General features: G+C 57.9%; 28 protein-coding genes, 1 rRNA gene and 1 riboswitch. Of the genes, 7 read left to right on the top strand and 22 right to left on the bottom strand.

Going from position 1 to position 25,647, the window contains the following annotated elements:
- The 15 genes from HIJ39_RS03625 to HIJ39_RS03695 all read right to left on the bottom strand — a co-directional run.
- Window positions 1-75: ribosomal RNA gene (locus HIJ39_RS03625) — 16S ribosomal RNA — on the bottom strand; the annotation flags it as partial.
- Between the two features lie 142 nt (window positions 76-217).
- On the bottom strand, window positions 218-1,309 hold the full coding sequence (locus tag HIJ39_RS03630; RefSeq protein WP_169096810.1) for a glycosyl hydrolase family 18 protein: 1,092 nt from the start codon (window positions 1,307-1,309) through the stop codon (window positions 218-220).
- A 76-nt stretch (window positions 1,310-1,385) separates the two neighbouring features.
- A complete protein-coding gene (locus tag HIJ39_RS03635; RefSeq protein WP_169096812.1) occupies window positions 1,386-2,738 on the bottom strand; it encodes an APC family permease in 1,353 nt (450 codons plus the stop codon).
- Window positions 2,739-2,741: 3 nt separating this feature from the next.
- Window positions 2,742-3,083 (bottom strand): SCP2 sterol-binding domain-containing protein, encoded by a 342-nt coding sequence (locus HIJ39_RS03640; RefSeq protein WP_169096814.1) that lies wholly within the window; start codon window positions 3,081-3,083, stop codon window positions 2,742-2,744.
- 12 nt (window positions 3,084-3,095) lie between these two features.
- Window positions 3,096-3,995, bottom strand: a complete 900-nt coding sequence (locus HIJ39_RS03645) for a quinate 5-dehydrogenase (protein WP_169096816.1) — start codon at window positions 3,993-3,995, stop codon at window positions 3,096-3,098.
- A gap of 85 nt (window positions 3,996-4,080) precedes the next feature.
- Window positions 4,081-5,553, bottom strand: coding sequence for a lysine--tRNA ligase (lysS, locus tag HIJ39_RS03650; RefSeq protein WP_169096818.1), 1,473 nt, complete (start codon window positions 5,551-5,553; stop codon window positions 4,081-4,083).
- A 19-nt stretch (window positions 5,554-5,572) separates the two neighbouring features.
- Entirely contained in the window at window positions 5,573-6,046 is a 474-nt protein-coding gene (gene greA, locus HIJ39_RS03655) for a transcription elongation factor GreA (RefSeq protein ID WP_169096820.1), read from the bottom strand.
- Between the two features lie 74 nt (window positions 6,047-6,120).
- On the bottom strand, window positions 6,121-6,690 hold the full coding sequence (locus HIJ39_RS03660; protein WP_169096822.1) for a helix-turn-helix domain-containing protein: 570 nt from the start codon (window positions 6,688-6,690) through the stop codon (window positions 6,121-6,123).
- Window positions 6,681-7,667, bottom strand: a complete 987-nt coding sequence (gene dusB, locus HIJ39_RS03665) for a tRNA dihydrouridine synthase DusB (protein WP_169096824.1) — start codon at window positions 7,665-7,667, stop codon at window positions 6,681-6,683. Before dusB ends, HIJ39_RS03660 begins: the two co-directional genes overlap by 10 nt.
- 109 nt (window positions 7,668-7,776) lie before the next feature.
- Window positions 7,777-9,033 carry a hypothetical protein gene (locus tag HIJ39_RS03670; RefSeq protein WP_169096826.1) on the bottom strand — a complete coding sequence of 419 codons (1,257 nt, stop codon included), beginning with the start codon at window positions 9,031-9,033 and terminating at the stop codon, window positions 7,777-7,779.
- Between the two features lie 45 nt (window positions 9,034-9,078).
- Window positions 9,079-9,867, bottom strand: a complete 789-nt coding sequence (locus tag HIJ39_RS03675) for an enoyl-CoA hydratase/isomerase family protein (protein WP_169096829.1) — start codon at window positions 9,865-9,867, stop codon at window positions 9,079-9,081.
- 77 nt (window positions 9,868-9,944) lie between these two features.
- Window positions 9,945-10,700: a nucleotidyltransferase domain-containing protein gene (locus HIJ39_RS03680; protein ID WP_169096831.1), complete on the bottom strand. Its 756-nt coding sequence runs from the start codon at window positions 10,698-10,700 to the stop codon at window positions 9,945-9,947.
- Window positions 10,701-11,037: 337 nt separating this feature from the next.
- Window positions 11,038-11,733, bottom strand: coding sequence for a ribose-5-phosphate isomerase RpiA (gene rpiA / locus HIJ39_RS03685; protein ID WP_169096833.1), 696 nt, complete (start codon window positions 11,731-11,733; stop codon window positions 11,038-11,040).
- Window positions 11,734-11,773: 40 nt separating this feature from the next.
- Window positions 11,774-12,625 carry a hypothetical protein gene (locus HIJ39_RS03690; protein WP_169096835.1) on the bottom strand — a complete coding sequence of 284 codons (852 nt, stop codon included), beginning with the start codon at window positions 12,623-12,625 and terminating at the stop codon, window positions 11,774-11,776.
- 57 nt (window positions 12,626-12,682) lie between these two features.
- A complete protein-coding gene (locus HIJ39_RS03695) occupies window positions 12,683-13,378 on the bottom strand; it encodes an AIM24 family protein (protein WP_169096837.1) in 696 nt (231 codons plus the stop codon).
- Between the two features lie 60 nt (window positions 13,379-13,438).
- Between HIJ39_RS03695 and HIJ39_RS03700 the strand changes: the two genes are divergently transcribed.
- Window positions 13,439-14,299 carry a GNAT family N-acetyltransferase gene (locus HIJ39_RS03700; protein WP_169096839.1) on the top strand — a complete coding sequence of 287 codons (861 nt, stop codon included), beginning with the start codon at window positions 13,439-13,441 and terminating at the stop codon, window positions 14,297-14,299.
- On the opposite strand, the gene HIJ39_RS03705 is transcribed toward HIJ39_RS03700, so the two are convergent.
- Window positions 14,262-15,047 (bottom strand): type III pantothenate kinase, encoded by a 786-nt coding sequence (locus HIJ39_RS03705; protein WP_169096841.1) that lies wholly within the window; start codon window positions 15,045-15,047, stop codon window positions 14,262-14,264. The two genes, HIJ39_RS03700 and HIJ39_RS03705, sit on opposite strands and share 38 nt — an antisense overlap.
- Window positions 15,048-15,178: 131 nt before the next feature.
- On the opposite strand from HIJ39_RS03705, the gene HIJ39_RS03710 reads away from it, so the two are divergent.
- From HIJ39_RS03710 to ribH, 5 genes are all read left to right on the top strand, one after another.
- The gene (locus HIJ39_RS03710; protein ID WP_169096843.1) at window positions 15,179-16,414 is read left to right on the top strand and encodes a molybdopterin molybdotransferase MoeA; all 1,236 of its coding nucleotides are present in this window, start codon (window positions 15,179-15,181) and stop codon (window positions 16,412-16,414) included.
- A gap of 42 nt (window positions 16,415-16,456) precedes the next feature.
- Window positions 16,457-16,601: riboswitch (FMN riboswitch) on the top strand.
- Between the two features lie 71 nt (window positions 16,602-16,672).
- Window positions 16,673-17,803, top strand: coding sequence for a bifunctional diaminohydroxyphosphoribosylaminopyrimidine deaminase/5-amino-6-(5-phosphoribosylamino)uracil reductase RibD (gene ribD / locus HIJ39_RS03715; protein WP_169096845.1), 1,131 nt, complete (start codon window positions 16,673-16,675; stop codon window positions 17,801-17,803).
- Window positions 17,784-18,401 (top strand): riboflavin synthase, encoded by a 618-nt coding sequence (locus HIJ39_RS03720; RefSeq protein WP_169096847.1) that lies wholly within the window; start codon window positions 17,784-17,786, stop codon window positions 18,399-18,401. The genes ribD and HIJ39_RS03720 overlap by 20 nt, the downstream gene beginning before the upstream one ends.
- Complete coding sequence (locus tag HIJ39_RS03725; RefSeq protein ID WP_169096849.1) at window positions 18,398-19,609, top strand: bifunctional 3,4-dihydroxy-2-butanone-4-phosphate synthase/GTP cyclohydrolase II; 1,212 nt, start codon at window positions 18,398-18,400, stop codon at window positions 19,607-19,609. Before HIJ39_RS03720 ends, HIJ39_RS03725 begins: the two co-directional genes overlap by 4 nt.
- Window positions 19,610-19,628: 19 nt before the next feature.
- Entirely contained in the window at window positions 19,629-20,096 is a 468-nt protein-coding gene (ribH, locus tag HIJ39_RS03730) for a 6,7-dimethyl-8-ribityllumazine synthase (protein ID WP_169096851.1), read from the top strand.
- Here the strand turns inward: ribH and HIJ39_RS03735 are convergent.
- From HIJ39_RS03735 to HIJ39_RS03760, 6 genes are all read right to left on the bottom strand, one after another.
- Window positions 20,075-20,881, bottom strand: a complete 807-nt coding sequence (locus HIJ39_RS03735; protein ID WP_169096853.1) for a biotin--[acetyl-CoA-carboxylase] ligase — start codon at window positions 20,879-20,881, stop codon at window positions 20,075-20,077. The two genes, ribH and HIJ39_RS03735, sit on opposite strands and share 22 nt — an antisense overlap.
- Entirely contained in the window at window positions 20,850-21,353 is a 504-nt protein-coding gene (gene folK, locus HIJ39_RS03740; protein WP_169096855.1) for a 2-amino-4-hydroxy-6-hydroxymethyldihydropteridine diphosphokinase, read from the bottom strand. Before folK ends, HIJ39_RS03735 begins: the two co-directional genes overlap by 32 nt.
- On the bottom strand, window positions 21,343-21,702 hold the full coding sequence (gene folB / locus HIJ39_RS03745) for a dihydroneopterin aldolase (RefSeq protein ID WP_169096857.1): 360 nt from the start codon (window positions 21,700-21,702) through the stop codon (window positions 21,343-21,345). The genes folK and folB overlap by 11 nt, the downstream gene beginning before the upstream one ends.
- Window positions 21,689-22,534, bottom strand: a complete 846-nt coding sequence (gene folP / locus HIJ39_RS03750; protein ID WP_169096859.1) for a dihydropteroate synthase — start codon at window positions 22,532-22,534, stop codon at window positions 21,689-21,691. The genes folB and folP overlap by 14 nt, the downstream gene beginning before the upstream one ends.
- Window positions 22,535-22,601: 67 nt before the next feature.
- Window positions 22,602-23,774 (bottom strand): MFS transporter, encoded by a 1,173-nt coding sequence (locus HIJ39_RS03755; RefSeq protein WP_338055065.1) that lies wholly within the window; start codon window positions 23,772-23,774, stop codon window positions 22,602-22,604.
- Window positions 23,775-23,833: 59 nt separating this feature from the next.
- Entirely contained in the window at window positions 23,834-24,871 is a 1,038-nt protein-coding gene (locus HIJ39_RS03760; RefSeq protein ID WP_169096861.1) for a hypothetical protein, read from the bottom strand.
- A 123-nt stretch (window positions 24,872-24,994) separates the two neighbouring features.
- On the opposite strand from HIJ39_RS03760, the gene HIJ39_RS03765 reads away from it, so the two are divergent.
- Entirely contained in the window at window positions 24,995-25,633 is a 639-nt protein-coding gene (locus HIJ39_RS03765; RefSeq protein ID WP_169096863.1) for a deaminase, read from the top strand.
- Window positions 25,634-25,647 lie beyond the last annotated feature (14 nt).

Here is a 25,647-nt window from a genome sequence, read left to right on the forward strand (position 1 = left end):
GAAGAACCGCTCGACTTGCATGTATTAAGCACGCCGCCAGCGTTCGTCCTGAGCCAGGATCAAACTCTCCATGACTCGTCTGTTACGACGTTGGTCGTTTGTTACGTTCGTTCATGTGGCATGATGATATAGTTTTCAAGGACCGGCACTGTCTCGCGACAGCAAAATTTATGATATCACCGTCGGTCGACAAGATCAAGCATCCGACAATTAAAACTCATTGGAGAAAGTTCCATATCTTCGGATCCTCGATGCCTAGGCGCCACAATGCTACGCCTCGCAGCTCATAACCAGATACCAGATTGATTTTGTTTAACAGCGACTGGGTGTTCTCAAACCACACGGAATGCACTTGGCCGTTTTGAAGATACTCGAAGTGATTGGACGACGATGACGCTCCATATTGCTTGGCCAAGCTCTCCGCTTGACTATAACTCAATGCTGCCGCCGTTCCGCTCCCCGACCAATCATACCCGTAGCCCGGAATACCCAAAACAACCTTAGAGGGCGGCACCGCTGAGATGGTGTAATCCAACACCTTCTTGACCCAGCTGGGTGACGCGATCGGTCCCGGAGACCCACCCGCATAATGTTGATCATAGGCCATAATCATCAATAAATCAGCCGCCTTGCCGAGCGCTCGATAGTTGTACGCCCCGGTCCAGCTGTTGTTCGGCTGATCGGCTGTCTCCGCTGGCAAAGATAAGGTTACATAATATCCATGGCGATGAAAGGTGGTCGCCAACGCCTCCACGAAGGTGGTGAATTGATGCCGGTCTTGAGGGGCAATTCCTTCCCAATCGAGATTAATCCCGTTGTATCCATTGGCCTCAACCAGGGTCAGCATATTGTCAATGGCACGCTCGCGCGCCGTCGGTGAATTCAACAATCGGCCGAACACCGACTGACCGGCCATATTTTGAACCAAGGCGAATGTCCATAGGTTGTGCTGTTCCGCCAACTTTAATACGCTGGGATCGGTCGATCCGCTAATCATGCCATTGGCGCTAATTTGATACCAAAAGGGAATAATGCCGGTCAACACCGAAAGATAATGCTGTAACATGGCGGTGGCTCCGGGCGCATTACCCGGGTCATAGAAGTAGCCCAACACCATGCCCGGAGGAAGACCGTTGACGGGGCCCGCCGCATGGCTGGTACGGGCTGTCAACGATATCGCTACGGCCCCCTTTGACTTTTCCACGCCACCAAGTAACGCGCGGTCCCAGCCGCGTACTGCCCGAGCCCACGGGCCAACAATCATGGATACGGCCACAAGAAGCAAACCCATCCAAATTGTGAGTCGCATGCGCCTCTTCGTTTGTTGACTTCGGAACACGCCCACCTGGATCCCTCCGATCCAGGATATGCCAGGAACGCTTTCGCTAGACTCTTTCCTTGCGCGCCACCACCGGATTGGGCATGGCCTTTTTCGCCTTAAGCCCCGGAACCACCCAACGGACGTAGGCCATGGTTAACGCTACAATCACACCGACAAACACCAGTGCCCAGGGAAATCCCGACTTCGTCACCGGAGTGAGAAGCGCCTCCACACCGAGTCCCAAAAATATGAGGCCAACAATCACCGGGATTACCGGATATCCCATGACGTGAAACGGGCGGGACCGATTCGGTTCACGGCGGCGCAGAGAAATCACCAGCACGGACGACAGCGCATACATGAACGATTCAACCCCTGCCCCGGCATTGATTAAAAACAAATACTGCCCTGTCGCATAGACGGCCGCCGCCAGTACAAAAGAGACAAGCGCCAAAGCCAACAGCGCATTCTCGGGAACCAGCCGTTTGTTTAACCGCGAAAACCAGCGGGGCAGGACCTTTTCTCGGGCCAATGCGTAAACAAAACGGCTGGCCGACAACAAGCCGCCGTTGAAGGTCGTCATGGCGGTCGTTAAGGTGATAAACGCCATCCACCAAAATCCGAACGGCCCCAAGGCCCGCATCCCCACCAACAGCTGCGGCACAAAGCTGGAAGCCAACGCATGCACATGAGGGAATGCCACCGTAATCGCCAAGGAAAAGAGTCCGAAGGCGATGGCGATGAGCCCCAGGGCGAGGTACATTCCGCGGGGAATGGCTCGAAAATCTTGAAACTCCTCCGCCAGGGGCGTGACCCACTCAAATCCAACGAAAATGAACACGCCCAATGCGACCGCCTCATACCACTGGCTGCCCATGTGAAAGAAATGGAACGATCCCAAATGCGGCGTTTTCAACAACACCACCACAGAAAACACCATTAAGGTGCCCAACAGAACAAAGGCATTGGTGTCCTGCACGGCGCCCGCCACCTTGATGCCGCGCGAATTGCTCCATACCACAATGCCTAGCAAGACGGCGATCCAGGCCAGAGCCGGGATGGCCGGCAGCGCAGTCGAAAACGTATGACCTAACACAAATGCATCTGCTGCAATTACAAACACCACGGTCAACATGTAGACAAAGGAACTCATCAACGACGTCTGATCATTGACACCCCGTCGAATCCAGACCCGAATGGCGGCCGCCGAAGGAAACAGCCCATTCAGCTCAGAAAAGTTGCTGCCGGCAAAGACAATCAGCACACCCGCCACCAGAATGGCCAGCCATGCGGATTGTCCTCCCGCATACTCGGCGACTTCCACGGCAGCTAAAAAGTTGACAGCAGCAGAGGCTAATCCGGCGCTCGTGGAGACCGCGGTGCGAAGAGGCAAAACACGTGAAAGGGAATTCTGCATATGCTACTCCCCCCAAATGAGGAGCGTCAAAATGTCGAGCCGCATCATGTCGTCTTGATGGCCCTTGACGAGCAAATCCCCGTTGTTGTAGGGCTCGGTGGGCGTCATTTGTCCCGAGAAAATGTCCGTCAAAATGGATTCCTGCGCCTCGATGAGCATATCCGGACTTTCTACTGCACCTGCACCACAGGACACCAGGCCACCGTCACTTACCAACCAATGGAGGTTTTGGGTGTCGTTGGGCGTCAGTTGAATCCGCCGCGACCAGTCGCGGTTCATCTCTCGAAGACGGGTATTGTTGTTGCATTGGCTAACAAATTGCTCGAGCGCTTCCATTAACGTCATGTCGTTCTTCCTTTACGAAGGATTTAGAAACAGGGTGCTGCCAGACAAGCCGCTGGCGTCGACCTTTTCGCCCCAGTCAGGATGGTCAGCCGTCAAGCCCGTTACGGCCGTTAGGGCTGCTTCAATGACGTTCGTGCCATAGCTGCGGCCATTCAGCACCGGGGTGGTGGTGACCAAGAGACGGACGCCACGCTCTGCCAGGAGCGACACATCACCGACCGTGGTCGTGTTCGTAACCACCACCTTATTCGGTAAGCTTTCCGGCATATAGCGACGAATATAATGAAAATCGCCGGCGATGATGTCGGCGTCTTCAAAATAGCTTTGATAACGCGCATCCCCAGCCTGCGTCTGTGCCTCACCTACCGGGTACAGCTGATGAAAGGGCATCTTGGCCAATTCCGGGAGCAGCTTTCGGGCCAATTCTTCCAATTCGTCCGCGGAATGGATGGGATAGTTGATACGGCTTGCGAAAATCAAATCGCCAGCCACTAACGCATAGCCTAATCGTTCAAAAGCCTCCGCCATCCCAAAGCGATCCATAGCCGACACCATCAGCACCTTTTGTCCCGGATGGATGAGTCCCTCCTCGTCAAGACGCTCCACAATGCGCCGCTCCAGCGTATTCTTTATTCCACTGCCATCGACCGCCGGCGTGCTCTGAGCTGCACTCGCCAAGCGTCGCGCATCCTGAATTTCATATCGCTGGCCGCGCACCACGAGAAACCGGTCAATGCCCCCTAGTCCAATAGCGTCCACTGTCCCATCCAGCGATGCGATGAGGGCGCAGGCCGCGTCCAAGTCGCCATCTGTTCCTCGTCGGGACACCTGTACTCTCTCACCTAAAATCGTCAACTCGGCTCGATGGTCTCGAGTACGACTGCCCAGGCTTACACTCACAACCGACTTCACCAGCGGCCTCCCTTAGTGTGCACCATTTTGTACACACTATTATAGGGAAGCATCGATTGACTGGCCAGTCCTGAGAAGCGGCCGCTCAGGCGAGCGGCCGCATGGTGGGAAACAAGATGACATCACGAATCGAGGGACTATCCGTAAGCAACATAATCAACCGGTCAATTCCAACTCCCAAACCCCCGGTGGGCGGCATCCCGTGTTCCAAAGCCAACAAGAAGTCCTCATCGAGGGGTGGCATCTCATCATTCCCGGCAGCCCTCGCCTGTTGTTGGATCGTGAATCGTTCACGCTGGTCAATGGGATCGTTCAACTCGGAAAAGGCGTTGGCCAATTCCCGTCCAGCCACAAACAGCTCAAACCGTTCGGTCAGCTCAGGATGAGCCGGATCGCGTTTGGCCAGCGGCGATATGTCCACGGGATGATGCCAAAGAAAGGTCGGCTGAATCAAATCCGGCTCCACGACCGTACCTACAATCTTGTCCATGACCTGGGCGCGGTCAAATTTGGGGTCGACCTCGATGCCTAATCGGCGGGCAAAGTCATGCGCATCTTCACGCGTGGCAACCGCCTGCCAGCGGACCCCGGTTTTTTCATACAGCCGTTCCACCAAGTCCACCCGCGGATAGGGCGGGGCGAAATTCAGCGTCTGCCCTTGATAGGTGACGGTGCTTGTCCCGAACAGATGGCGCGTCAAGCCCCCCAGCATGGACTCGACCAATTCCATGATACCTTGATAGTCGGTATAGGCTTGATACAACTCAAGCATGGTGAACTCCGGGTTGTGACGGGTCGAGATGCCCTCGTTGCGAAACACGCGGCCAATCTCGTACACCCGATCGATCCCGCCCACGATCAAGCGCTTCAAATGCAATTCAAGCGCGATGCGCAGGTACAACGGCATCCCTAACGCATTATGGTAGGTTTCAAAGGGCCGGGCTTCCGTCCCACCGGCGATGGGCTGAAGGACCGGCGTCTCCACTTCCATAAAGCGACGGCCGTGCAAAAATTCGCGTATAAACGCCAGGGTTTCGGCGCGCACTTCAAAGACGCGTCGGACATCAGGATTGGCGATTAGGTCAAGGTAGCGCTGACGGTAGCGCAAGTCCACGTTAGCCAAGCCATGATGCTTTTCTGGCAGATCGCGGAGACTCTTGGACAGCACCTCGACCGAATCCGCCTTGACCGTGACCTCTTCACGGCGGGTCTTAAACACCTCGCCGGCAACACCGACAAAGTCGCCCAAGTCCAACAAGTCCAAGAGCCCAAAGCTCGGTTCTCCCAAGACATCTTCCCGCCAATGGGTTTGGATCCTGCCGCCAGTGTCCAAAAGGTCAACAAATGCTGCCCGTCCATGTCGGCGAATGGCCGTAATCCGTCCAGCGATATGCACCCGCTGGCCTTCAAACTCGGCGTAGGACGCCTTGATGGTGCTGCTTAACGCATCGACGCCATATCGGGTGGCCTGAAATGGATCGATGCCCGCCTCCCTCATTCGGGACAGCTTCTCCAGCCGTACCTCCCGCGGATTAAATCGCCCTTCTTGATCGCCCACGCCGTCGTCCACCTACCAGTTAAGAGATTTTCACAATTTCTAAACGAATTTTGCCCACCGGCGCAGTCACTTCCACCTGATCGCCCACTTTGGCCCCAATGAGCGCTTTGCCCACGGGAGATTCGTTGGAGATGCGATTTTTCATCGGATCAGCTTCGGTGGCTCCGACGATGACATATTCTTCTTCGATGTTTTCCTCGAGATCCTTCACCGTTACGTGAGAACCGATGTGCACCATGGTCGGATCTTGCGTTTCCGCGTCCACCACGCGCGCTTGACGCAGCATTTTTTCTAGGGTTTGAATGCGGCCTTCAATAAAGGCTTGTTCATTTTTGGCATCCTCGTACTCGGAGTTCTCCGAGATATCACCGAATTCGCGTGCTGTCTTGATCCGCTCCGCAACTTCGCGCCGCTTCACGGTGGTCAAATGCTCCAGCTCAGCCTCCAGTTTTTTCAGGCCTTCAGGCGATATCAGCAACTCTTTTTCAGCCATGGGTCGTACTCCCTCTCTCTATAAAACCGTCTTTAGTATCTCGATGGTACGTGAACAGGGGCCTTACTATGCCTCTAAACGGAATCCCCCTTCGACAGCGGATCCCCGTCTCCTGCTTGACCCTGTACTTCCTTAATGATGGATTCTAACACGTCCACGTCCACCTCAACATCCCGGTTCAACGGCGTTTCCCCCAAAATGATTGGGATCACCGCGTGCATGTCCAACAAAGCGGTTAATAACCGCACCCGCATGTTGGAGGCCATGAGAATGACCGTGTCGTAACTGCGCACCTCGTGAGCGATGCGAAAAATTTCATTGACGAGCTCAATCCCACTACGCGACTCGGCGAACTCCCGCCGCTCGCGATCCGTCATCAGCCAGACAAAATCGACGCCCCACCGCTGGCATACGGCCTGGAGGCTGTCTTTGTTCGCCACCGGAAATCCGATGAGAGCGATAGAACGACCGCGCCGTACCTCGCCCAGCGATTCCAGACGCGACACAAACGCCCGATCCAGGCCCAACTGGGTGGCGGCCTCCGATTGCGACAAACCTCGGGATCGCGCCTGCAAAAGCTCTTCGACCATATTATGTATTTTCTGGACACTAATCAACTTCTCACCAATACGAACTAGTTCCATGTCAGTTCCTCATGACGCGCGTGCTCCAACCACTCGCTGATAAGCGCTGAAGCCTCTGCCTTGGTCGTAAGCTTCTGAGTCCGCTTGCGAAACTCCGCCGATCCCGGCGTACCCTTTAAATACCAGGCCAACTGCTTTCGCATTTCGGGAATGGCCACCGATTCCCCCTTAATCTCCACCATCCGATCTAAGTGCCAGCGGGCCATTTGGGCACGCTCTTCCGCCGACGGTGGGGGGAGGTGCTCGCCTTTGTCCAAATAGTGGGTCACACGCCGAAAAATCCAGGGATCGCCAAAGGAGGCTCGTCCGATCATCACGGCATCCGCCCCCGTCGTTTCTAGCATTCTCAGTGCGTCCTCCGGCGTCTCCACGTCCCCATTGCCGATTAGGGGGATGCTCACCCGCTCCCGAACTTGGCGGATAAAGTCCCAATTCGCCGGCCTTGCATATTGATCCGAGCGGGTACGCGCATGCAGGGCGATGGCCTGAGCCCCCACTTTCTCAAAGAGAGGCGCCAGATCGGGGGCCGTGATGGAATCGTGGTCCCAACCAGCCCGCATTTTGACCGTGACCGGAATTTTCACCGCCTGCACAACCGCCTCCACTACACTAACAGCACGATCGGCGTCATTCAACAGAGCCGATCCATCGCCATTGTTCACCACTTTTTTGACCGGGCAGCCCATATTAATGTCGACCAAGTCTGCCCCATGCGCTTCCGCTTCTACCGCCGCCTGGGCCATCAATTCGGGATCGCTGCCCGCAATTTGAATGCCGACAGGCGTCTCCCCAGGATCCAATTCCATGAGCCAGTAGCTCTTGGCGCTGCGATGCGCCAAAGCATTGGCGTTTACCATCTCGGTGGTGCACAACGAGGCCCCCTGGCTCCGCGAAATGGCCCTAAAGGCGCGATTGGATACGCCGGCCATGGGCGCCAACAAAATCGGTGGATCGATGACAGTGTTGCCAATCTTCACTTCACGAAGCCTCCTTCCGATTTAACTGAGACATTGTACCACACACGTCACATCGCCTATGGCGCACGTCGTCCGATATCATCGGCTACGAAAGCGGTAAGTATACCGTTTAGGGCGCCATGAACGCCTGTGCGGGCACCTCCGGGCCATGGGAAAACACCCAGTGGCCCCAATCCCGGGTGGGGCCTGTCTCGCTCAGCACATCATATACACGATGACTCATCACATAGTAGCCAGGATGTGATTTCATCCAGGGAATCACCGCCAAGGCCTCATTTTTATTCAAAAAACGCGACATCCAAGCGAGCACAGCATCCGCATCTCCGGCCTCCAGCCACAACCAGGCGTCGGCCACCGCCATGGCGCGCCGTCTTTGCAACCATTGGCTAATATAGCGCTCTTTGGCCGGGAGCCAATCGGGCCATAATCCCCGCACCAGATCAGCGACTGCCATAAGCCCCCCTTCAAGCAGCGGCGGTTGGGTCAGAGCCCAGCTCAGGCGATCCGAGCCATTTTGGCGCCGCCAGAGGGAGAGCACCGATCCCAATGCCACCGACGGATCATAGAGGTCGCCATGAAATAAGATATCGGCCTCGTCACCCGGGCGCAGCCACCATTGTGCCAGACCGGGCACCACCACCTCTTGAATTTGCGGCGCGCGCGGTTCCGAACGTCCTAGCAGGTGTGCCGTGGGAATGGGCTTTCCCACCGCAATAGGCGCTTCCAATGACATCGCCTCTCGTCGATCACGCCATTCCTCCACCGACACATGGGCGCTCACCGCCCACGGAATGGGCTCTTGCTCCGCCGCACTCTGGGCGGCCTCCACGTAGGATTGAAGCGCGTCAGCAACGCGGCTTATGAGCGTCTCTTCGACGGGCAGGCTTTTCACTTGGCGCTTCAACCGGGAAGCTTCCCCCATCATGCGGGTACGACGCCAAAAGTTGGCCGCGGCGACATCCCTGACCTGGCCGAGCCAATCGGCCATCCCTTGGATGAGCACATCCCGATTGACCAGGGAAGCCTGGGGGTCAAGAAGTTCGGTGATGGTGACAACCAAATTGGCATAGCGAAGCGGCTCCGCAGCGTCGGCGAAGCTCCCCGCCAAGATGCGGTTGGCCGTATTGCGGGCAAATCGTCCCCAATGCACCACTTCAGGCTCATCCCGTTCCACGGTGTCCTTGGCCAGACGTCGCCAATCCTCCGCCTCCCGTCCAAACGCCGTGCGCGACCATTCAATCCAAAAGCTGGCCGGCGGCTTGCCCTCGCTATTCCACCACCAGTGCGTGAGAGGATAGCGGTGCGCCAACAAGGACCAGAAACTGGCCTCGAGCCTTCCCTTGTCCGCTCCATCCGTATCGCCCATGCTCTCCCTCCTCGGGATAAGGGTATGCGCGAACGGCAGCAGACACTACTGACCTCGAAACTGAGGTTGGCGTTTTTCCAAAAAGGCAGCCGTTCCTTCGCGACCGTCATCGGACACGGCTAGTTGGGCAAAAGCGGTTGCCTCACGGGCTAAGCCCTCGGCGAGAGTCCAATCGCGGCTGCCGGCGACCATCTGTTTAGCCGCTTTTAGCGCTAGCGGCGCCTTGGCGGCCAACGTCCGGGCCCGGCGCATACACTCCGCCATCAATTCGTCGGCTTCCACTACGGCATCCACCAAACCCAACGCTTGGGCATCGTTGGCTGTCACCGGCTCCCCCGATGCGACCATCCACAGCGCCCGGCCCGGGCCAACCAAGCGACTCAATCTTTGGGTGCCGCCGAACCCGGGAATAATGCCGAGGTTAATCTCGGGTTGGCCTAGACGAGCTGTCTTTGACGCAATTCGCATATCCAAAGCCATGGCTAACTCCATTCCGCCACCGAGCGCATACCCGTTAATCGCAGCAATAAAGATGAGAGGGCTATCCTGAAAGCGCTGAAACAGCCGCTGACCCCGTTCGGCGAATTGCTCTGCCGCGGCATGGTTGGGAATCCCGTGAATAGCTCCGATGTCCGCTCCGGCCACGAACGCCTTGGAACCCGCTCCGGTGACAATCACTACCCGGGCATCGGCCTTGGACTCCAACGCATTAAGGGTTTCCTCCAGCTGATCTAACACCTGTTCATTCAACGCGTTGAGCGCGTGTTCGCGCTGGATGCGCAACACATAGATGCCCGGTTCCCAAAGTTCCGAGCGAACCCACGTTTCCGCCATCGCATACCTCTCCTTAACAATGAATTAATCCTCTATGTCAGCGTCGGCCGACGATTTCTCACGCCCTGGACATTCCTCTATGACGGTGATGTTATATCGTCTGCCCCAAACGATGCCACCGGCTCCCGCTCGGTTTGCCAGGTTTCCAGCGGCCCGCCATAAGGCTTGTACACGAGTTCGACCAGGGCTCGCAACGCCTCAAAACGGCGCGTCACCGGAAGATGATGGCTAATCACACCTCGGCATTGAAAAGCCAATTGGGGACTTAAACGGGCCAGATCGGATAGCAAATATTTCGCCTTCGGTTCCCAGTACCGATGCGCCTTGTACCAGCCTTCCAGTAACCGTTGCATCAAGAGGCCCATCAAATACGAGGCCGCATCCGGATCTTCGCTAAGCAAATCCTCAATATCTTTCATGAGGTCCAAAGTTTCGTAGCGCCATTGGTCGCGTTCCGCAGCCGACCAGGGCCGCCGCGGCCCGCGCCACATGGCGTCGGCGTCGCGCACCAAGCCGGCCAGGGTTCCCATCCGGTCAAAGACCACCTTTCCACGAGCGAACATGCCCACGGTGGCAGCCTCCTGATCGTGCAACTCACGCCGAATTTGATCGACCGGGTTTAAAAACAGCTCGATCTCGTCGTGCCCAACGCGAAACAAGCGACGCTGACGCCACAACTGATCGTGAATCACAAAGAAGTCCCAGTCGCTATTAGGCCAGGGGTCGCCGTAGGCCCGCGACCCGGTCCATAAAATACCCATGAGGTGCGTTCCCAGCTCGTCAAGCATAATTCGCTGTACATGCTCGACAACCGGGGGGTGTGTTGGCTCCATGTTACTCCCCTTTGCATCGCTAACCGACAGGCTCCCCATGAATCCCTGCCGGCGCTAACGTTGGGTCACAGCCTAAAAAGCCATTTCGTGCAACGGACGCGCATCCTAGGCTTCCTCCATGTCACCAGGATTGATCCCGTGGCGGGGTTGCCCTGAACGCCCCATGCAAGGACCCCGCAAACAAAAAGCAAGCATCCCTAAATAGGTGTCACCGCTGGAGCGAGACCGCATCCCGTCCCATCCCGAGCCGTTGTTGCCCTCGTGACAGGGTGAAGGACACGCGCCCACGTCCTAGGAGATTTTTTCCATCTCATGGTACCATAGCCCCCGCGGAAGATCAGTCCCCCGTCTCATTGTGCCGCCAAACGGTCAGTCCGTCGCTCACCCAGATGGCGGTGGGATAGTCCAAAAACAAGCCGGTATCCACCACCCCGTCAATCCGCTTTAATTCATGATGGAGCATGTCGGGAACTGCGATGTTCCCGATCGCCAAGTCGGCTATGTAAAGACCGTCATCGGTCACGACGGGACCCTCTCCTTTTCGCCTTAACGAAGCCGTACCGACGCCCAAGCCGTTCAGGCGCGAGAGCGTCTGCCGCCAGCCAAAAGGAATGATGGCAATGGGCAGGCGCACCCGTTTGAAGGCATTCATCACCTTCGAGGAATCGACCAGAATCATGGTGTGACGGGCGGCGGCGATAACCAGGCGCTCGCGCACTAATGCTGCCCCGCCACCTTTAATCAGGGCACCATGCGCGTCAACCGCATCGGCTCCATCCACCGCGAGATCCACGTGCTCGAGACTCTCTAAGGGCACCACATCAAGTCCTAGCTGACGCGCCTGCTCTTCACTGGCATGGGACGCGGCGGTGATGGTCAACGGCATGGGAACTTCTTGACGATAACGGGCCAGCGCCTGAATAAAGGCAGACACGGTACTGCCAGACCCAATGCCTAGGATGCGCACATCTTGAATTTGCTGAGCAGCCCACCGTCCCAATGCCTCTTTGGCACGATGCCATGGATCCTCCATCGCTATCCCCCTATTGCCGCGTTTGGCGCCATTGTAGCACTTATCCCCCCGAGGACAGAGCCGCCACAGCTTGCCAAAGACGTCCCGAGTGCGGGTTGGAGAGAGCGATGCCCTGGATGGAGACAATCCAACCTTTATCCACCAACACCGTGATGACGCGACCGTGGCTTGGATATAGTTTCAACGAGGCGCGGTCGCGAATGAACGGTGCGCTAAACGGCGCATAGGGGGAACGCGGCTGATTCAGCACCCGCACCAACGCCGCGATCTTCGAACGCTTGGCGGTGCGGATCGGTATCATTCGTCCCCCTTCATGAATCATGCCCGCCACGCGACGGATGTCCTTTGGAATGAGGGTGTTTCGTGGTCGAGGCGGGATCACCTGATCGATGGCGGTAATGACGTAGAGCGTTTGATGGGGGCTGGCAGGATAAAAGGCGATATCCCAGGTGAGCGCGCTGTCCGCGTTCTTGGCATAGGTTATGTCCTCAACTTCCGCCCCGCGGCCATTCTCAGCCCTACTGTAGGAAATTGCCATGTCGCCATGATCGGAAAAATATGTCCGGTACCACCGCATCACCATTTTGGGCGATTTCGGCGCTGACCAAACGCGGGTTGAACCCTGTCGGGCATAGGGAGAGACAGACAGCGATTGTCCCATACCCGGGGGCCACGATTGGCGCGATATGCGGCTATGTGGGTACAATGGAGCCTGGATGGTGGTAACACCGAAAATGGGATGAGGTTTCACGCCGGCGTTCCCGTGCGCATTCCTTAGAACTAGGGTCACGGTCTTGGATCCGCCGCCACTGGGCTTTTCGGACGGACCTGGCGCGGCCAGTGACAGCACGCTGATGCCCATCGCTAATATCACCGAAAGTCCCACCCTCATGGCATGCGCCCCTCCACTTTTGTTAGCAGGCATAACGGGCACATTGCCGATTGTGTTTCACGGGGAGTCGGTCTCAAGATAGACTCCCATAGTCTGAAGGCCCACGCGACCCGGTCCTGTGAAGCGGTTGAGGGCAAAGGAGGACGAAGCGAACAATCCGGCCGAAACGTTGATAGGTACAGTCGTCATTTTTACTGACGGATCCTTATAGCACCATCGACTAGGCTCGACGTCCAGATGCTCGCCGGGCCCCAACTCCACCTCAATGGCATTGCCATGTACGTGCACCCACACCACGCCCGCCTCGCGCCCGGCATGAAAGGTGTCCACAAAGAAACCGTTCCCCCCAAAGAGCAGATTGGCCAATCCACGGACTCGGGTAAAGCCGTAGGATAAAGTGTCGGTCGCGGCCAGGAATTGATGCTCACGCACTTCCAAGGTTTGGCCGGGCGCAATGGGCACGCCGACAATTTCGCCCGCAGCGCCGCGCCCAAGGGCTACTCGCCCCCGTCCGGATGCGCGGGCCAAAATGATGGGCATCTTGCCGATCATCCGCTTCATGGCTCCCTTAGGAATGGAACCCGAAATCGCCACGTTCGGGTCGCGGTACATTAACACATAGTGCTCAAAAAAGAGCGTATAGGAACCATCCAATATCCATTCGACCGCAGGCGCAAGACTCCCGCGCACAGAGAACTCAATATCATCTAGGGAACGCAATCCACGCTCGCCCGGCAATTCACGAAATTCCATCGCTTAACCATCCTTTCCGAGGCCTCATTTCAACTATAATCCTGATAAAGGAGGAAGCGGATGCCTTATTTCGTTCGCCGCGAAACCGATCTGGCACGATTCCAGCTACGAGCCGTCCCCTATTTGCGTGCGCATGAGGCGGCCAACAATCTTATTCTCGGCCTCTTGAGCCGAAGTCACGTCGATTGCCCCCCGGAAATTATGGCCTGGGTCGAGAACCAAGATGGGATCTGTCTTGTCGCCTTAAAAACCGACCCCGCCCATAATCTCATTCTGTCCTTCGGATTCCATCCGTCGGCGGCTTCTGTACTCGCACGTCATTTGATTCAATCAGGGGTCTTGCTGCCGGGCGTCCTGGGCCCACGGGACAGCGTGGCTGAATTTGTCGACACCTGGATCAGCAGGGCAGCGGGGGTCAAAGCGGAACTCGCCATGCGCGAGCGTATATATCAGGCCGACACCGTTGTCCCCCCACAAAGGACAGCGGGCGCGGCACGCTTAGCGACCGCAGCCGACATCGACGCCCTCGTCCCTGGTGTTCGAGCCTTCATCGAAGAGGCCATGCCCGAAAGTGACCCCGAAGAGGCTCCAACACTTGTCGAGAAGAAAATCCGGGAAGGCTTCCCCAAGGGGGGGTACTGGTTGTGGGAAGTCGACGGACGGTGGGTTAGTTTGGCCGGATTCGGCGGCCCTACCGGTCATGGCATCCGTGTGGGTCCTGTGTACACGCCGCCAGCGCACCGGGCTCGGGGGTATGGCTCTCAAGTCGTCGGCTCACTCACCCAAACCTTGCTCAAGGCGGGCTACGATCACGTGTTCTTGTTCACCGATCTTGCTAATCCGACTTCCAACTCCATCTACCAACGGCTCGGCTATCGGCCTGTCACCGATGTGGACCAGATTCAATTTCGCCGCCTGTAAGCCAGTCATTGGCAAAGCGCAAGCCCTCCAACGTCAACCGTGGTTCGAGACGCACTGCCAAGCCAAGATGAGGTTGAAGTCGAGCCGCCCATCCCCCAGTGAGAATGATGGGGGCTGCCGCGCCAATGCTCTGACGGGTATTTTCGATAAGCGATTTGACCATGCCCGCAAACCCCTGCCCCACACCGGCACGAATGGCCTGCTCGGTATTCTTGCCAATCATCCAGGGCTCGATGGCCGGTGTCACGTGAGGCAAGCGGGCCGTCCCTTCAGCCAAAGCCTGGGCCAAAAAGTGCGGCCCCGGCGCGATCGCACCGCCAACGAAGACGCCGTCAACCACCGCATCCACCGTAGCCGTGGTTCCGACATCGACCACCACAACGGACTGTCGGGCCAGCCGCCAGGCCCCCAATGCGTTGACAAAGCGATCCGGGCCCAAATTCTGAGGCGGATAGTCGACGCCGAGCCCGTAGCCCGGTGGCACAACCTCCACAGGCGCGCTTTGACTGACGCTTTCCAACACGCGAAGAAAAAACGGCGTCAGGAGGGGAACGACCGACGCCACAATGGCGCGATCAACCCATTGTACCTTCGACTCCAGCAACAATCCCCGCACGAATAGACGGTATTCATCCGGTGTACGCTTCAAGTCAGTCGCCAACCGCCATTCCTCAATCCATTGGCCGTTGTCCCAAAGCCCAATTTTGATATGGGTATTGCCGATATCAATTGCAAGCAAGCGCGGCACGTTGCCCCTCCTCCATCAAGTCAGCCTTATGCTATCACACTTCATTTCACCGCCGCCCGCTTTTTGCTGGAAATGCCAACTCCAGATTCCCTTTGATAAAATAGAATTCAACAACGGGAGGAGGGGCTCATATGCTTATGCCCGTGGAAGAGGCGCAAAAACATATTCTGGAGGGTGTAGGTCCGCTTGACCGTAAGGAGACGCGAACGCTTTCCGAAGCTCTTGGATGTCTATTGGGTGAAGACGTGCGGGCTGATCATGATATTCCTCCCTTTACCAACAGTTCCATGGACGGCTATGCGGTCCGAAGCCAAGACGTCCAAGATGCCTCGCCAGAACACCCTGTGCGCCTTCGCGTGCTGGATGTGATTCGGGCGGGGCACCCGGTCAACGCCCCGCTGGAACCCCTCACCGCCTATAAGATAATGACCGGGGCGCCCGTCCCGACCACGGCGGATGCTGTGGTACCGATCGAGTGGACCCGGGAAGACCGGGGCAATGGCGTTGTTATTCTTCGCGACGCGCCATCGGGAGCCCATGTTCGCCGTCAAGGCGAGGACATGCAGGCAGGAGCGGTTGTTCTTAAGAAGGGGATGTTCATCACCCCGCCGATCGTGGGCATTTTAGCGTCGGTGGGCCAAAGCCGCGTCCCGATAGCGGCCCCGCCCAAAGTCGGCATTCTGTCCACAGGCGACGAACTTCGCGAGCCATCCGAGCCCTTGTTTCCGGGAACCATTCGCAACTCCAATGGCTACGCCATCATGGCGGCTATTCAAGAAGCTGGTGGCCATCCGCTCTTATATCCCAGCGCACCCGACGATCCCCAGGCCATCAAGGAGCTCTTCACACGCGCTTCAACGGAATGCGATGTGCTGGTGAGTTCCGGCGGTGTGTCCGTCGGCGATTTTGACTTCGTCAAGCCTGTGATTGAATCGTTAGGGCAGTTAAGCTTATGGCGCGTTAACCTAAAACCCGGAAAACCCTTAGCCTATGGCCAAGTCTTGGGCAAACCCATTCTTGGTCTACCCGGAAACCCGGTATCGGCACTAGTCACGTTTGAGCTGTTTGTCCGGCCCCTCATCCGCACTATGCTGGGTGATGCGCATTGGCAACGACCCGTGGTGAGATTGCCGCTTTCGACCGATTTTCCCCATGTGGAAGATAGACGCCAGTACGTTCGCTCCCGTCTCATCATGCAAGGAGGCCATCTGATGCTGTGGCCCCACACCAATCAAGGCTCGGCCGTACAAAGCTCATGGGAAGACGTGGACGCACTCATGATCGTACCCGAGAACACCGGCCCATATCGGGCGGGAGAAACCCTCGACGCCATGCTATTGTCGGTCAGCCATATTCGTTCCCGTTGACGTTTTGCGGGAGTCGACATAGTATAAGATGAAACGTGACAACAATACCTTCGGGGCGTGGTGAGGCCCAAACGGGCCAATTCCCGACCGGCGGTAATCTCGGAAACGAGTAGCCCGCGAGCCGAAAAGGCAGGAGACCGGTGAGATTCCGGCGCCGACAGTACAGTCTGGATGGGAGAAGGTAGGCGGCTCTGTCGGAGTCTGTCTCAACATCTTTCCATCCCCCGAACGGGGGATTTTTTTGATGGTGGTGATGTGATGACCAGCTCTTACATGCGTCGAGCACTGGCTTTAGCCAAGCGCGGATTGGGCCATACTTCTCCCAATCCTATGGTCGGCGCCGTGCTGGTTGACAATCAGGGCCGAATTGTGGCCGAAGGATATCACAAAAAAGCTGGCAGTGCCCATGCTGAAGCCGCTGCCCTTAAAAAGGCCGGCGAAAAAGCGCATGGCACCACCCTGTATGTCACGTTGGAACCGTGCAACCATACCGGGCGAACCCCACCCTGCACGGACGCCATTATCAAATCCGGTGTCCAGCGAGTGGTTGTAGCGGCGGTGGATCCCAACCCGTATGTCGCTGGAGGCGGCGTCGAGCGACTTGAAGCGGCCGGTGTGGAGGTCTTAGTGGGCGACGGCGCTGAGGAAGCTTGGGAACTGAATCGAGCTTTTTTTACCTGGAGTCAACGCCATCGCCCCTGGGTGACGCTCAAGGCGGCCATGACGCTGGATGGCAAGGTCGCCTCTGTGAACGGTCAGTCGAAGTACCTCACCTCAGAGGCAGCCCTTCAGCATGCGCATGAGCTCCGGCGCACCCACGACGCTATTTTAGTGGGATCGTCCACCGTGCTGGCTGACAATCCCTCATTGACATATCGCGGGAGCCGCAATGGGCATGATCCCGTGCGGGTGGTGCTGGACGGTCGTGGACGCATCCCCGCTACCAGCCAGGTGTTTCAGAACCAGTCCCATGCTCCGACGCTGGTATTTTCCAGTGAAGACGCGCCGTCTTCTTGGGAACGAGACATCTTCAGCGCCGGAGGCGAGGTAGTCATGGTGGGCCGCAACCCGGACGGCCTGCTAGACCTGAGCGAGGTGCTGGGCTATTTGGCCGACCGCCACATCCTCTCCCTGTTAGTGGAAGGTGGCCCCACCGTTCATGCCAGTTTCATTCAGCATCAACTGGCCGACGCATGGGTGGGTTACCTGGCTCCCCTGATTCTGGGTGGCCAGTCGGCCCCGAGTCCTGTCGCGGGTCCCGGCTTTGATTTGGGCACGGCACCGCGACTCACCATGGAGGACACACGTCGTCTCGGTCCCGATATCGTTTACGAGGCCCGATTTCATTCTGTTAGAAACGAGGATACCGATGTTTACCGGACTAATTGAATCCATTGGGCGCCTTCGCGCCAACACCGTCCAAAATGATGGGATATCTCGGCGCTTGATCATTGAGACGTCTCTAGCCGCCCATCTGGATCTGGGCGAGTCGATTGCCGTCAACGGCGTCTGTCTTACCGTGGTTGAACAAGATGAGACGGCCTTCGAAGTCGATGTCAGCCCGACCACCTTGAATCTAACCACGCTGGGGCATCTCACGCCGGGGAGCCGCGTTAACCTTGAGCGTGCCCTCACGCCGGCGACGCGGTTGGGTGGGCACTGGGTCTTAGGGCATGTGGATACACGGGGCACTGTACGGTCCATCCGCGAAGAAGGCGACGCCCACCACATCGAGGTGGCGTATCCGCCGAGGTATGCGGGCTGGGTGTTGCCCCAAGGATCCATCACGTTCGATGGGGTGAGCCTGACTATTGTGGCGCGCAGCGACGATTGGGTGAAAGTCACCATTATCCCCCACACTTGGGAGCACACCACCATTGGTGATTGGATAGTGAATGCCTCGGTCAACATCGAATTCGATGTGCTGGGAAAATATGTGGAACATCTGTTGGCCCCCTATAGCGGCAGAAAAGAGGAGCGTCCATGAGCGATTATCCCTTCCAATCTATCGAGGAGGCCATTCGGGCCATTCAAGCGGGCCAAATGATTATTGTGGTCGACGACGAATCACGTGAAAACGAGGGCGATCTTATTATCGCCGCCCGCCATGCCACCGCGGACGCTATTAATTTTATGGCGCAATACGGCCGCGGACTCATCTGTGTTCCCATGGATGCTGCCTGGTTGGACCGCCTCCAATTGCCTCCCATGGTAGAGGTCTCCGAAGACTCCATGAAGACTGCCTTCACGGTCTCCGTGGACGCACGCCATCATACCACCACGGGAATTTCCGCCCATGATCGCGCGCAGACCGTGCAGGTTTTGGCCAATCCCACGTCACGCCCAGAAGATTTAGTACGCCCGGGCCACATGTTCCCGCTCCGGGCGAAACCCGGCGGGGTGCTGCGCCGGCCCGGACACACTGAGGCGGCCGTGGATCTGGCCGTTCTCGCCGGTCTCGAACCGGTCGCGGTGATCTGCGAAATTATGAAACCGGACGGCACCATGGCGCGGTTGGCGGATCTTACGGAATTTGCCGCGACCCACCATCTGGTGTTGATTAGCATTCAAGATCTCATCCGGTACCGGTTAGCCCAGGAGACGCTCTACGTCCGTGACGCGGAGACTACCCTGCCGACCCGCTATGGCACTTTTCGGGCGGTCGCCTATACGGAAAAGCTAAACGGTGCGACCCACCTGGCTCTCACCATGGGGAACATAGCGGATGGGACGCCGGTATTAACGCGTGTGCATTCGGAATGCTTGACGGGCGACGTTTTTGGCTCCTTGCGATGCGATTGTGGAGAGCAGTTGGATCAGGCGCTCCGCCAGATTGCCGAGGAAGGCCGTGGCTGTCTCTTATATATGCGACAGGAAGGCCGTGGTATTGGATTGGCCAATAAGATTAAGGCCTATGCGCTGCAGGAAACCGGCATGGATACCGTGGCTGCTAATTTAGCCCTCGGCTTCCCGCCCGATATGCGCGACTATGGGGTTGGCGCCCAAATTCTTCGGGACTTGGGCATTCGTGAGTTGAGGCTCCTCACCAATAACCCCGACAAATACTACGCGCTGGAAGGCTACGGCCTTCGCATCGTCGAACGCGTCCCTATTGAGGTGGGAGAACACCCCGAAAACCAACACTACTTGAAGACGAAAAGAGACAAGATGGGCCATTGGATTTCCACCATCTAGTCATTTTGGGAGGCCGATGATGTCATCATTTGAAGGAACCTGGGGGTTTCCCCCAAACGCGCGTGTCGCTGTGATTGTGGCGCGTTTCAACCAAACCATTACTCAGAACCTGTTGGACGGCGCCTTGGAGACCTTGAGGCGTTTAGGTGCTCCGCCAAGTGCCATCGACGTCATATGGGTTCCCGGTGCTTTTGAAATCCCCGGAACGGCAGCACGCCTGCACGATCGTTATGACGCCCTCATCACGCTCGGAGCGGTGATCCGCGGCGAGACCCCGCATTTTGATTACGTCGCCGGAGCAGTGGCCAACGGGGTCCACCATCTTGCCGCCCGCGGGCAAAAGCCGGTCATTTTCGGTGTTTTAACCTGCAACACGCCGGAAGAAGCCGAAGCCCGGGCGGGGGGAAAAGCGGGCAACAAGGGCAGCGATGCGGCCATGGCGGCGGTCGAAATGCTTACGTTGTATCAAAATCTCTCCGGTGCATAACGGCCATCGGCAAGCCGTACGCTCACCTCGCCGGAAATGACCTTTTGGCGGCCTTGGTCCCCCTGGACCCAAAGGCCACCATCCGTGTCCAGCGCCTCGGCGACCCCCACCCAAGCGGGGTGGCCGGGACGCTCAACGCGAACCGTTTGGCCCAATGTGGCATTGCATGCTGTCCAAGTCGCCTGCACCCACGATTCGCCCCGAGCCTGCCAGTCGGTATAGGCTTTCTCCAATTCTCCCATCACGTGAACCCAAAGACTTTCCCGGTCAATCCCCCGACCCCGAGCCTTCTCCAGCGTCGTCGCGTGGGAAAAGAGCGGATTGGGTTCTCCGTTGACATTGATGCCCAACCCCACGATGGCCCAGGGTTGAGGTTCGTGTCCGGCTTCAACCAAAATGCCCCCGAACTTCCGGCCGCCGACAACCGCATCATTGGGCCATTTAAGGCGCGCATCCAGCCCCATCTGGTTGCGAACCGCCTGGACCAAGGCAATGCCCGCCACCAGGCTCATAATGCCGGTTAGCCGGTTTTTGTCCGGTGTCCACAAAATCGACGTGTAGATATTAAGCCCTGCGGGGGAATCCCACTCCCGCCCCAGTCGGCCGCGACCAGCGGTTTGCTCGTCAGCCCAGACCGCCGCGCCCGCCTGGACCGTCCCCTGGTTCCATTGCGCTCTCATCCAGCGGTTGGTCGAATCGACCGACGCCAACACGGTGGTGGGATGTCCCATCCACACCGTGGGGAGTTCCCGTTCAATCGCCTGCATACGCGAAGACACAGCCATCGACTTGGTCCACCTCCTGGTTTAATACTCCCTTAAGCGCCGCCCGCACCGTCCCTTTTCCCGGGATGACGCGCTCGGGCGCCAGCTCTGCTAATGGCTCTAGAACAAACCGCCGGTCATGCATGCGCGGATGGGGAACGCGGAGGTTCGGCGTATCAATCACCCATGTGTCATAGAGAATGAGGTCTAAATCGAGATATCGCGGTCCCCAGCGCACCCGGCGATGCCGTCCAAAGCGCTCTTCAATCCGGAGCAACAGGCGAAGCAGTTCGTCCGGCGGCCATGCCGTTTCAAGTTCCATGACCGCGTTGAGGTAGGGGGGTTGGCTGGGACCGCCGACGGGTGCTGTCCGGTAGCAAGACGAGGTGCGAGCGCCCCAACCTAACAGCGCTACCGCTTTTTCGGCCGCAGCGAGAAGCGCGGCGCTGTCTCCCCAATTGGATCCCATCCCTACATAGGCCTTAACCGTCATCCCCCACCACCACCTCAACCCCGCCAGAGGGTACCCCGATCGGCGGGTCGACTTTGGTGACACGCACCTCTACCCGCCGAATACGCGGATCCTGCTCCGAAATGGCCGCATGGATGCGTGTGGCCAAGGTCTCCAACAGCTTCACAGGCGGCCCCATCATGATGGTTTCGACGGCCCGGGCCATGGCCGCGTAATTCACCGTGTCCTGCAGGCGATCGGTCTCGCCTGCCTGGCGCAAATCTAAGTTTACTGCCACATCCACCCAAAATTCTTGAGCTACGTGCTGCTCGTGCGGCAAAGCCCCGTGGCACGTGTGAAACCGCATCTGCTTCAATTTAATGGCCCCCACGAAAGCGCCTCCATTGCTTAGCAATCGATATCGCCTGGCGCGTTTGGGCGACGTTGTGCACCCGCAGCACATCGACCTGCCCATCAGCCGCCAACAAGGCGGACAAAACGGCCGTCACCCCGTCGCGGTCCGACGCCTGGGATATTCCGGCAGCTTGTCCCAAGAATCGCTTGCGGCTATGACCGACCAAGAGACCGGCGCCAATCCCCCGAAAGCGGTCTAACATACGGAGAACCCGCCAGCTCTCATCGCCCTCTATGCGAAAGCCAATCCCGGGATCCATGAGCAGCGCTTCGGCGCCGATGCCTTGCTCCCGGGCGACGGCCGATTGGGCCAGGAAGAACTGCCGGATCCGCTCCCCATCCACCGGTTGACGGGGATTGGCGTCCTCATTGTACATCAGCACAGCCCCGGCTCCATATCGGGCCGTTACGGACGCTATTCGGACATCCCGGCTGAACCCCCAAATGTCGTTGATGATGTCGGCACCTGCATCCAACGCCCGTTCCGCCACCCAAGCTTTGTGGGTGTCAATTGACAGAGGAACCGTGGGTAAGGCCTGACGAACGGCAGCAAGCACCGGTTTTAGCCGTGCCCACTCCTCCTCCGGTGCGATGGACTGATAGCCGGGACGCGTGGACTCAGCCCCCAGATCAAGACCGTCGGCGCCGTCGGCAACAAGTCTTTCGGCCTTGTCCACCTGATAGGCGGGATCGCCATGCCAGGGAGATCCGTCGGAGAACGAGTCCGGAGTGACGTTTAAAATGCCGAGAATATAGACCTTCTCTCCAAGCATCCATTCACCGCTGCGAAAATGAAATCGACGTTGCAATTGTGAACCCTCCCAATGACATGTCATAGTGCGCGCCGGACACTCCGCCGGTAACCGATGCAGTCTTTTACGGTACCGCCTCCTGCTCCCGATGCTCCAAGGCCGGCCCAAGCACGCGCATGGCCGGGATAAGCGCTAGGGTCCCCATCAAAAGAACCCCCGCAGCAATGTAAAAAGGAATCGTGAGCCCCACGGTCTGACCTACCCATCCGGACAATGCTGGGGCAATGGCCGCGCCGGCCCAGCGAAGAAAGTTATACGCGCCCGATGAAATCGACCGCGCGAAAGGGGAGACTTCCATCGCCAGTGTCGTGAAGACCGCGTTGGAAATGCCACAGAAAAAGCCCGTGACCACAATGATGACCAGCAAATGGCTTCGGGGTAGTGATCCGGCCAGCACCAGCAAGAGCGTAAGGCAGGCCAAATTACCCACAAGGACGCGCAGCGGATGCATTCGCCTGAGCAACCAGTTCACCACAACAACGGACGAGAAAGCCACCAGCACGCCCCAGGCAAAATAGGTGAGCCCTAGCGAAATCGCTGACAAATGGGGCAGTGTCAACGGTGAGTAGGCCAAAATGGTAAAGAATGCGTAACTATACGAGAGCCCGATCAACGCGTTCACCAAGACCGCTGGGTAGGCTAGCGCGCGAAAAATGTCGCGCGCGGTACGGGGCGCCTCGCGCCGTGGCGGCTCGCGCACCAGGGCCAGCGTGGCCACGAACCCGATGGCCATCAATGTTGCGGTACCAAAGAAAGGATAACGCCAAGAGAAGCTCCCTAACAGTCCGCCTAATAACGGTCCCGTGGCGATCCCGAGTCCAAGCGCCGCTTCGTACAGGGTAATCGCCGGTCCCATCCCTCCCGTCGAAAGCCCCACAATAATCGAGAGCGCCGTGGAGGTAAAAAACGCATTGCCCAGACCCCAGCCGCCACGCACCGTGGCTAAAAATCCAATTGACGGCGATAGGCCGGACAAGGTGGCAAAAACGACCACCAAACCCAACCCCAACAACATGGTTTTTTTGCCGCCGAGGCGGGTTCCGACCACGCCTGAAACCAACATCGCCAACGCCATCACGGCGATATAGCTTGTGAACAGCCACTCCACCTGAGCATGGCTGGCCCCCATCTCCCGACCAATGAGGGGCAAGATGGGGTCGACGACGCCAATGCCCATAAAGGCCACAAAGGTGGCAAAGGCGGTCGCCCATACCGCGGGCGGAAAATGTTTCAACACCAATGAGCCTCCCTTGCAGATGTTGCTCCTTTTAGCATACCGCAAGGAAGCACCGGAGGTTAAAAGCCACCCCAGCGCCAGACCCGCCGCGTCACAGGACGATAGGTCGCCAACCGATACTGTTTATTGGTACTTTGGTCAAGATACAAGACGCCTGACGGCACGACCCGCCCATAGGTGGCAGCATAGACGTCCACTGCCGGCACATGCAAATCCGCCACCATATGGCCGTCACCATTGGCCACCAGCACCTGGGCGTGATTACGGCTGGCTAAATTCACCCCCAGATAAATCCAACCCCGTCGGCTAACACCTAAGAGATCGCTGTGGGTGATAGCAATCGGGCTTCGCAATGCCACGTTGCGAATAAATCGGCCCTCGGGGTTGTACACCGTAATGGTGCGGGTGGTCGAAGATAGCGAGGCTGGCTCCACATACAGATCGCCATCCGGGGCCACCTGAAAGTTTCGCACTGGTTCCCCAATCAGGCTATCAGACAATGGGGTGAGTGGTTCCTGACGTCCCCCTTTCGATTCAGCCAAGCGCCGCACGAAGCGCCCGGTCAAAAGATATTCATCCAATTGCGCTGCAAATGTTCCGTGCCCGAAGCGCACCATTTCTACATAGAGTTTCTGCCCCCTGCCGAGGCCCAGATGCCACAGCGCCTCTGTGTATCCATCGGAATGCGTAAACTCCACCACTTTTTTCCGGCGTCCATGGCTTAGCATCCAAATTGCCAGCCGGCGATTGTCCGCCACCAGCACATCGCCGTCCCGGCTAACCTGCAAATCTTCAACCAGTTGATTGAGCGTGGGCACCTCGGTGATCCGCCCATTTTCGATGAGCAGCAAACGCTGCCGATAGGTATCCGCTATCACCGTCAGATGCCCATTGGTGGCAAATGTCAGGGGGCCGTAGACTCTCCCGTCGATGCCGACGGCGCGGCCCACGGCATCCGGCGTCCTGCCGAAGGGGAGTTTCACCGCCAGGGGACCCGGCTCAAATTGCGTGACCGTCACTCGACGGAATCCGGATAATAGAACCACAATAACCAACAGCGCCACGCCAACGGCAAGAAAGCGAACGCGGCCTCGCACGGCGATCCCTCCTCATCAAGAAGGTATGCGGCCAGGCCTTGGTTAGACGTGCGGGACTGTCCCGTCTTAATGCTTCGCGGGGGTGGGATGCCGATGGTACCATGGTCGCAAGGAGGGCACTCGGTGGATATTTCGGGGCATTGGCAGGACTGCTTGGAATTGGCCTGGGAAGCCTATCGCATGGGGTCGGTTCCCGTCGGGGCAATCTTCGTTGACAGCAACGGATCTATTCGATATCGCGGCCGCAACCGTATTTTCGAGACGTCCAACACCGCATCGGGAGGGATCGTGGGGACGCGGCTTGCCCATGCAGAGATAAATGTGCTACTCCAAGCACCTCCCGAAGCCTATGCCGAAATGGCCGAGGGAACCTTGATGACTACGCTTGAGCCGTGCCCCATGTGTACCGGAGCTCTGGTGATGTCCGGTATTCGTCGGGTCATGTTTGGCGCTCGTGACCGCGAGGCGGGATCACTGGGATTGCTCACCCAAAATGCCTACATGCACCGCAAGGGCATCACCGTCGTAGGTCCGGAGCCAGTGGTGCAAGCTATTTCCCTTACTTTGATGACCGCCCACATTCTGCGCGTCGGCGGCCATCGCCAGGAGAATTTCTTGGCCGCCTTTTCCCAGGACGACCGGCCCGCCGTCCGATTGGGAACCCAGTGGTTTCGGAACGGGACACTGGATGCCCTGGCACGCCAATCATCCTCGATTGACGCTCTCCTGGTCGCCGTCGCCACCGCCCATCCGAACCTCTAAACCGCGCGCATCCG

This window comes from Sulfobacillus harzensis (assembly GCF_012933365.1).
GTDB classification, from domain to species: domain Bacteria; phylum Bacillota; class Sulfobacillia; order Sulfobacillales; family Sulfobacillaceae; genus Sulfobacillus_B; species Sulfobacillus_B harzensis.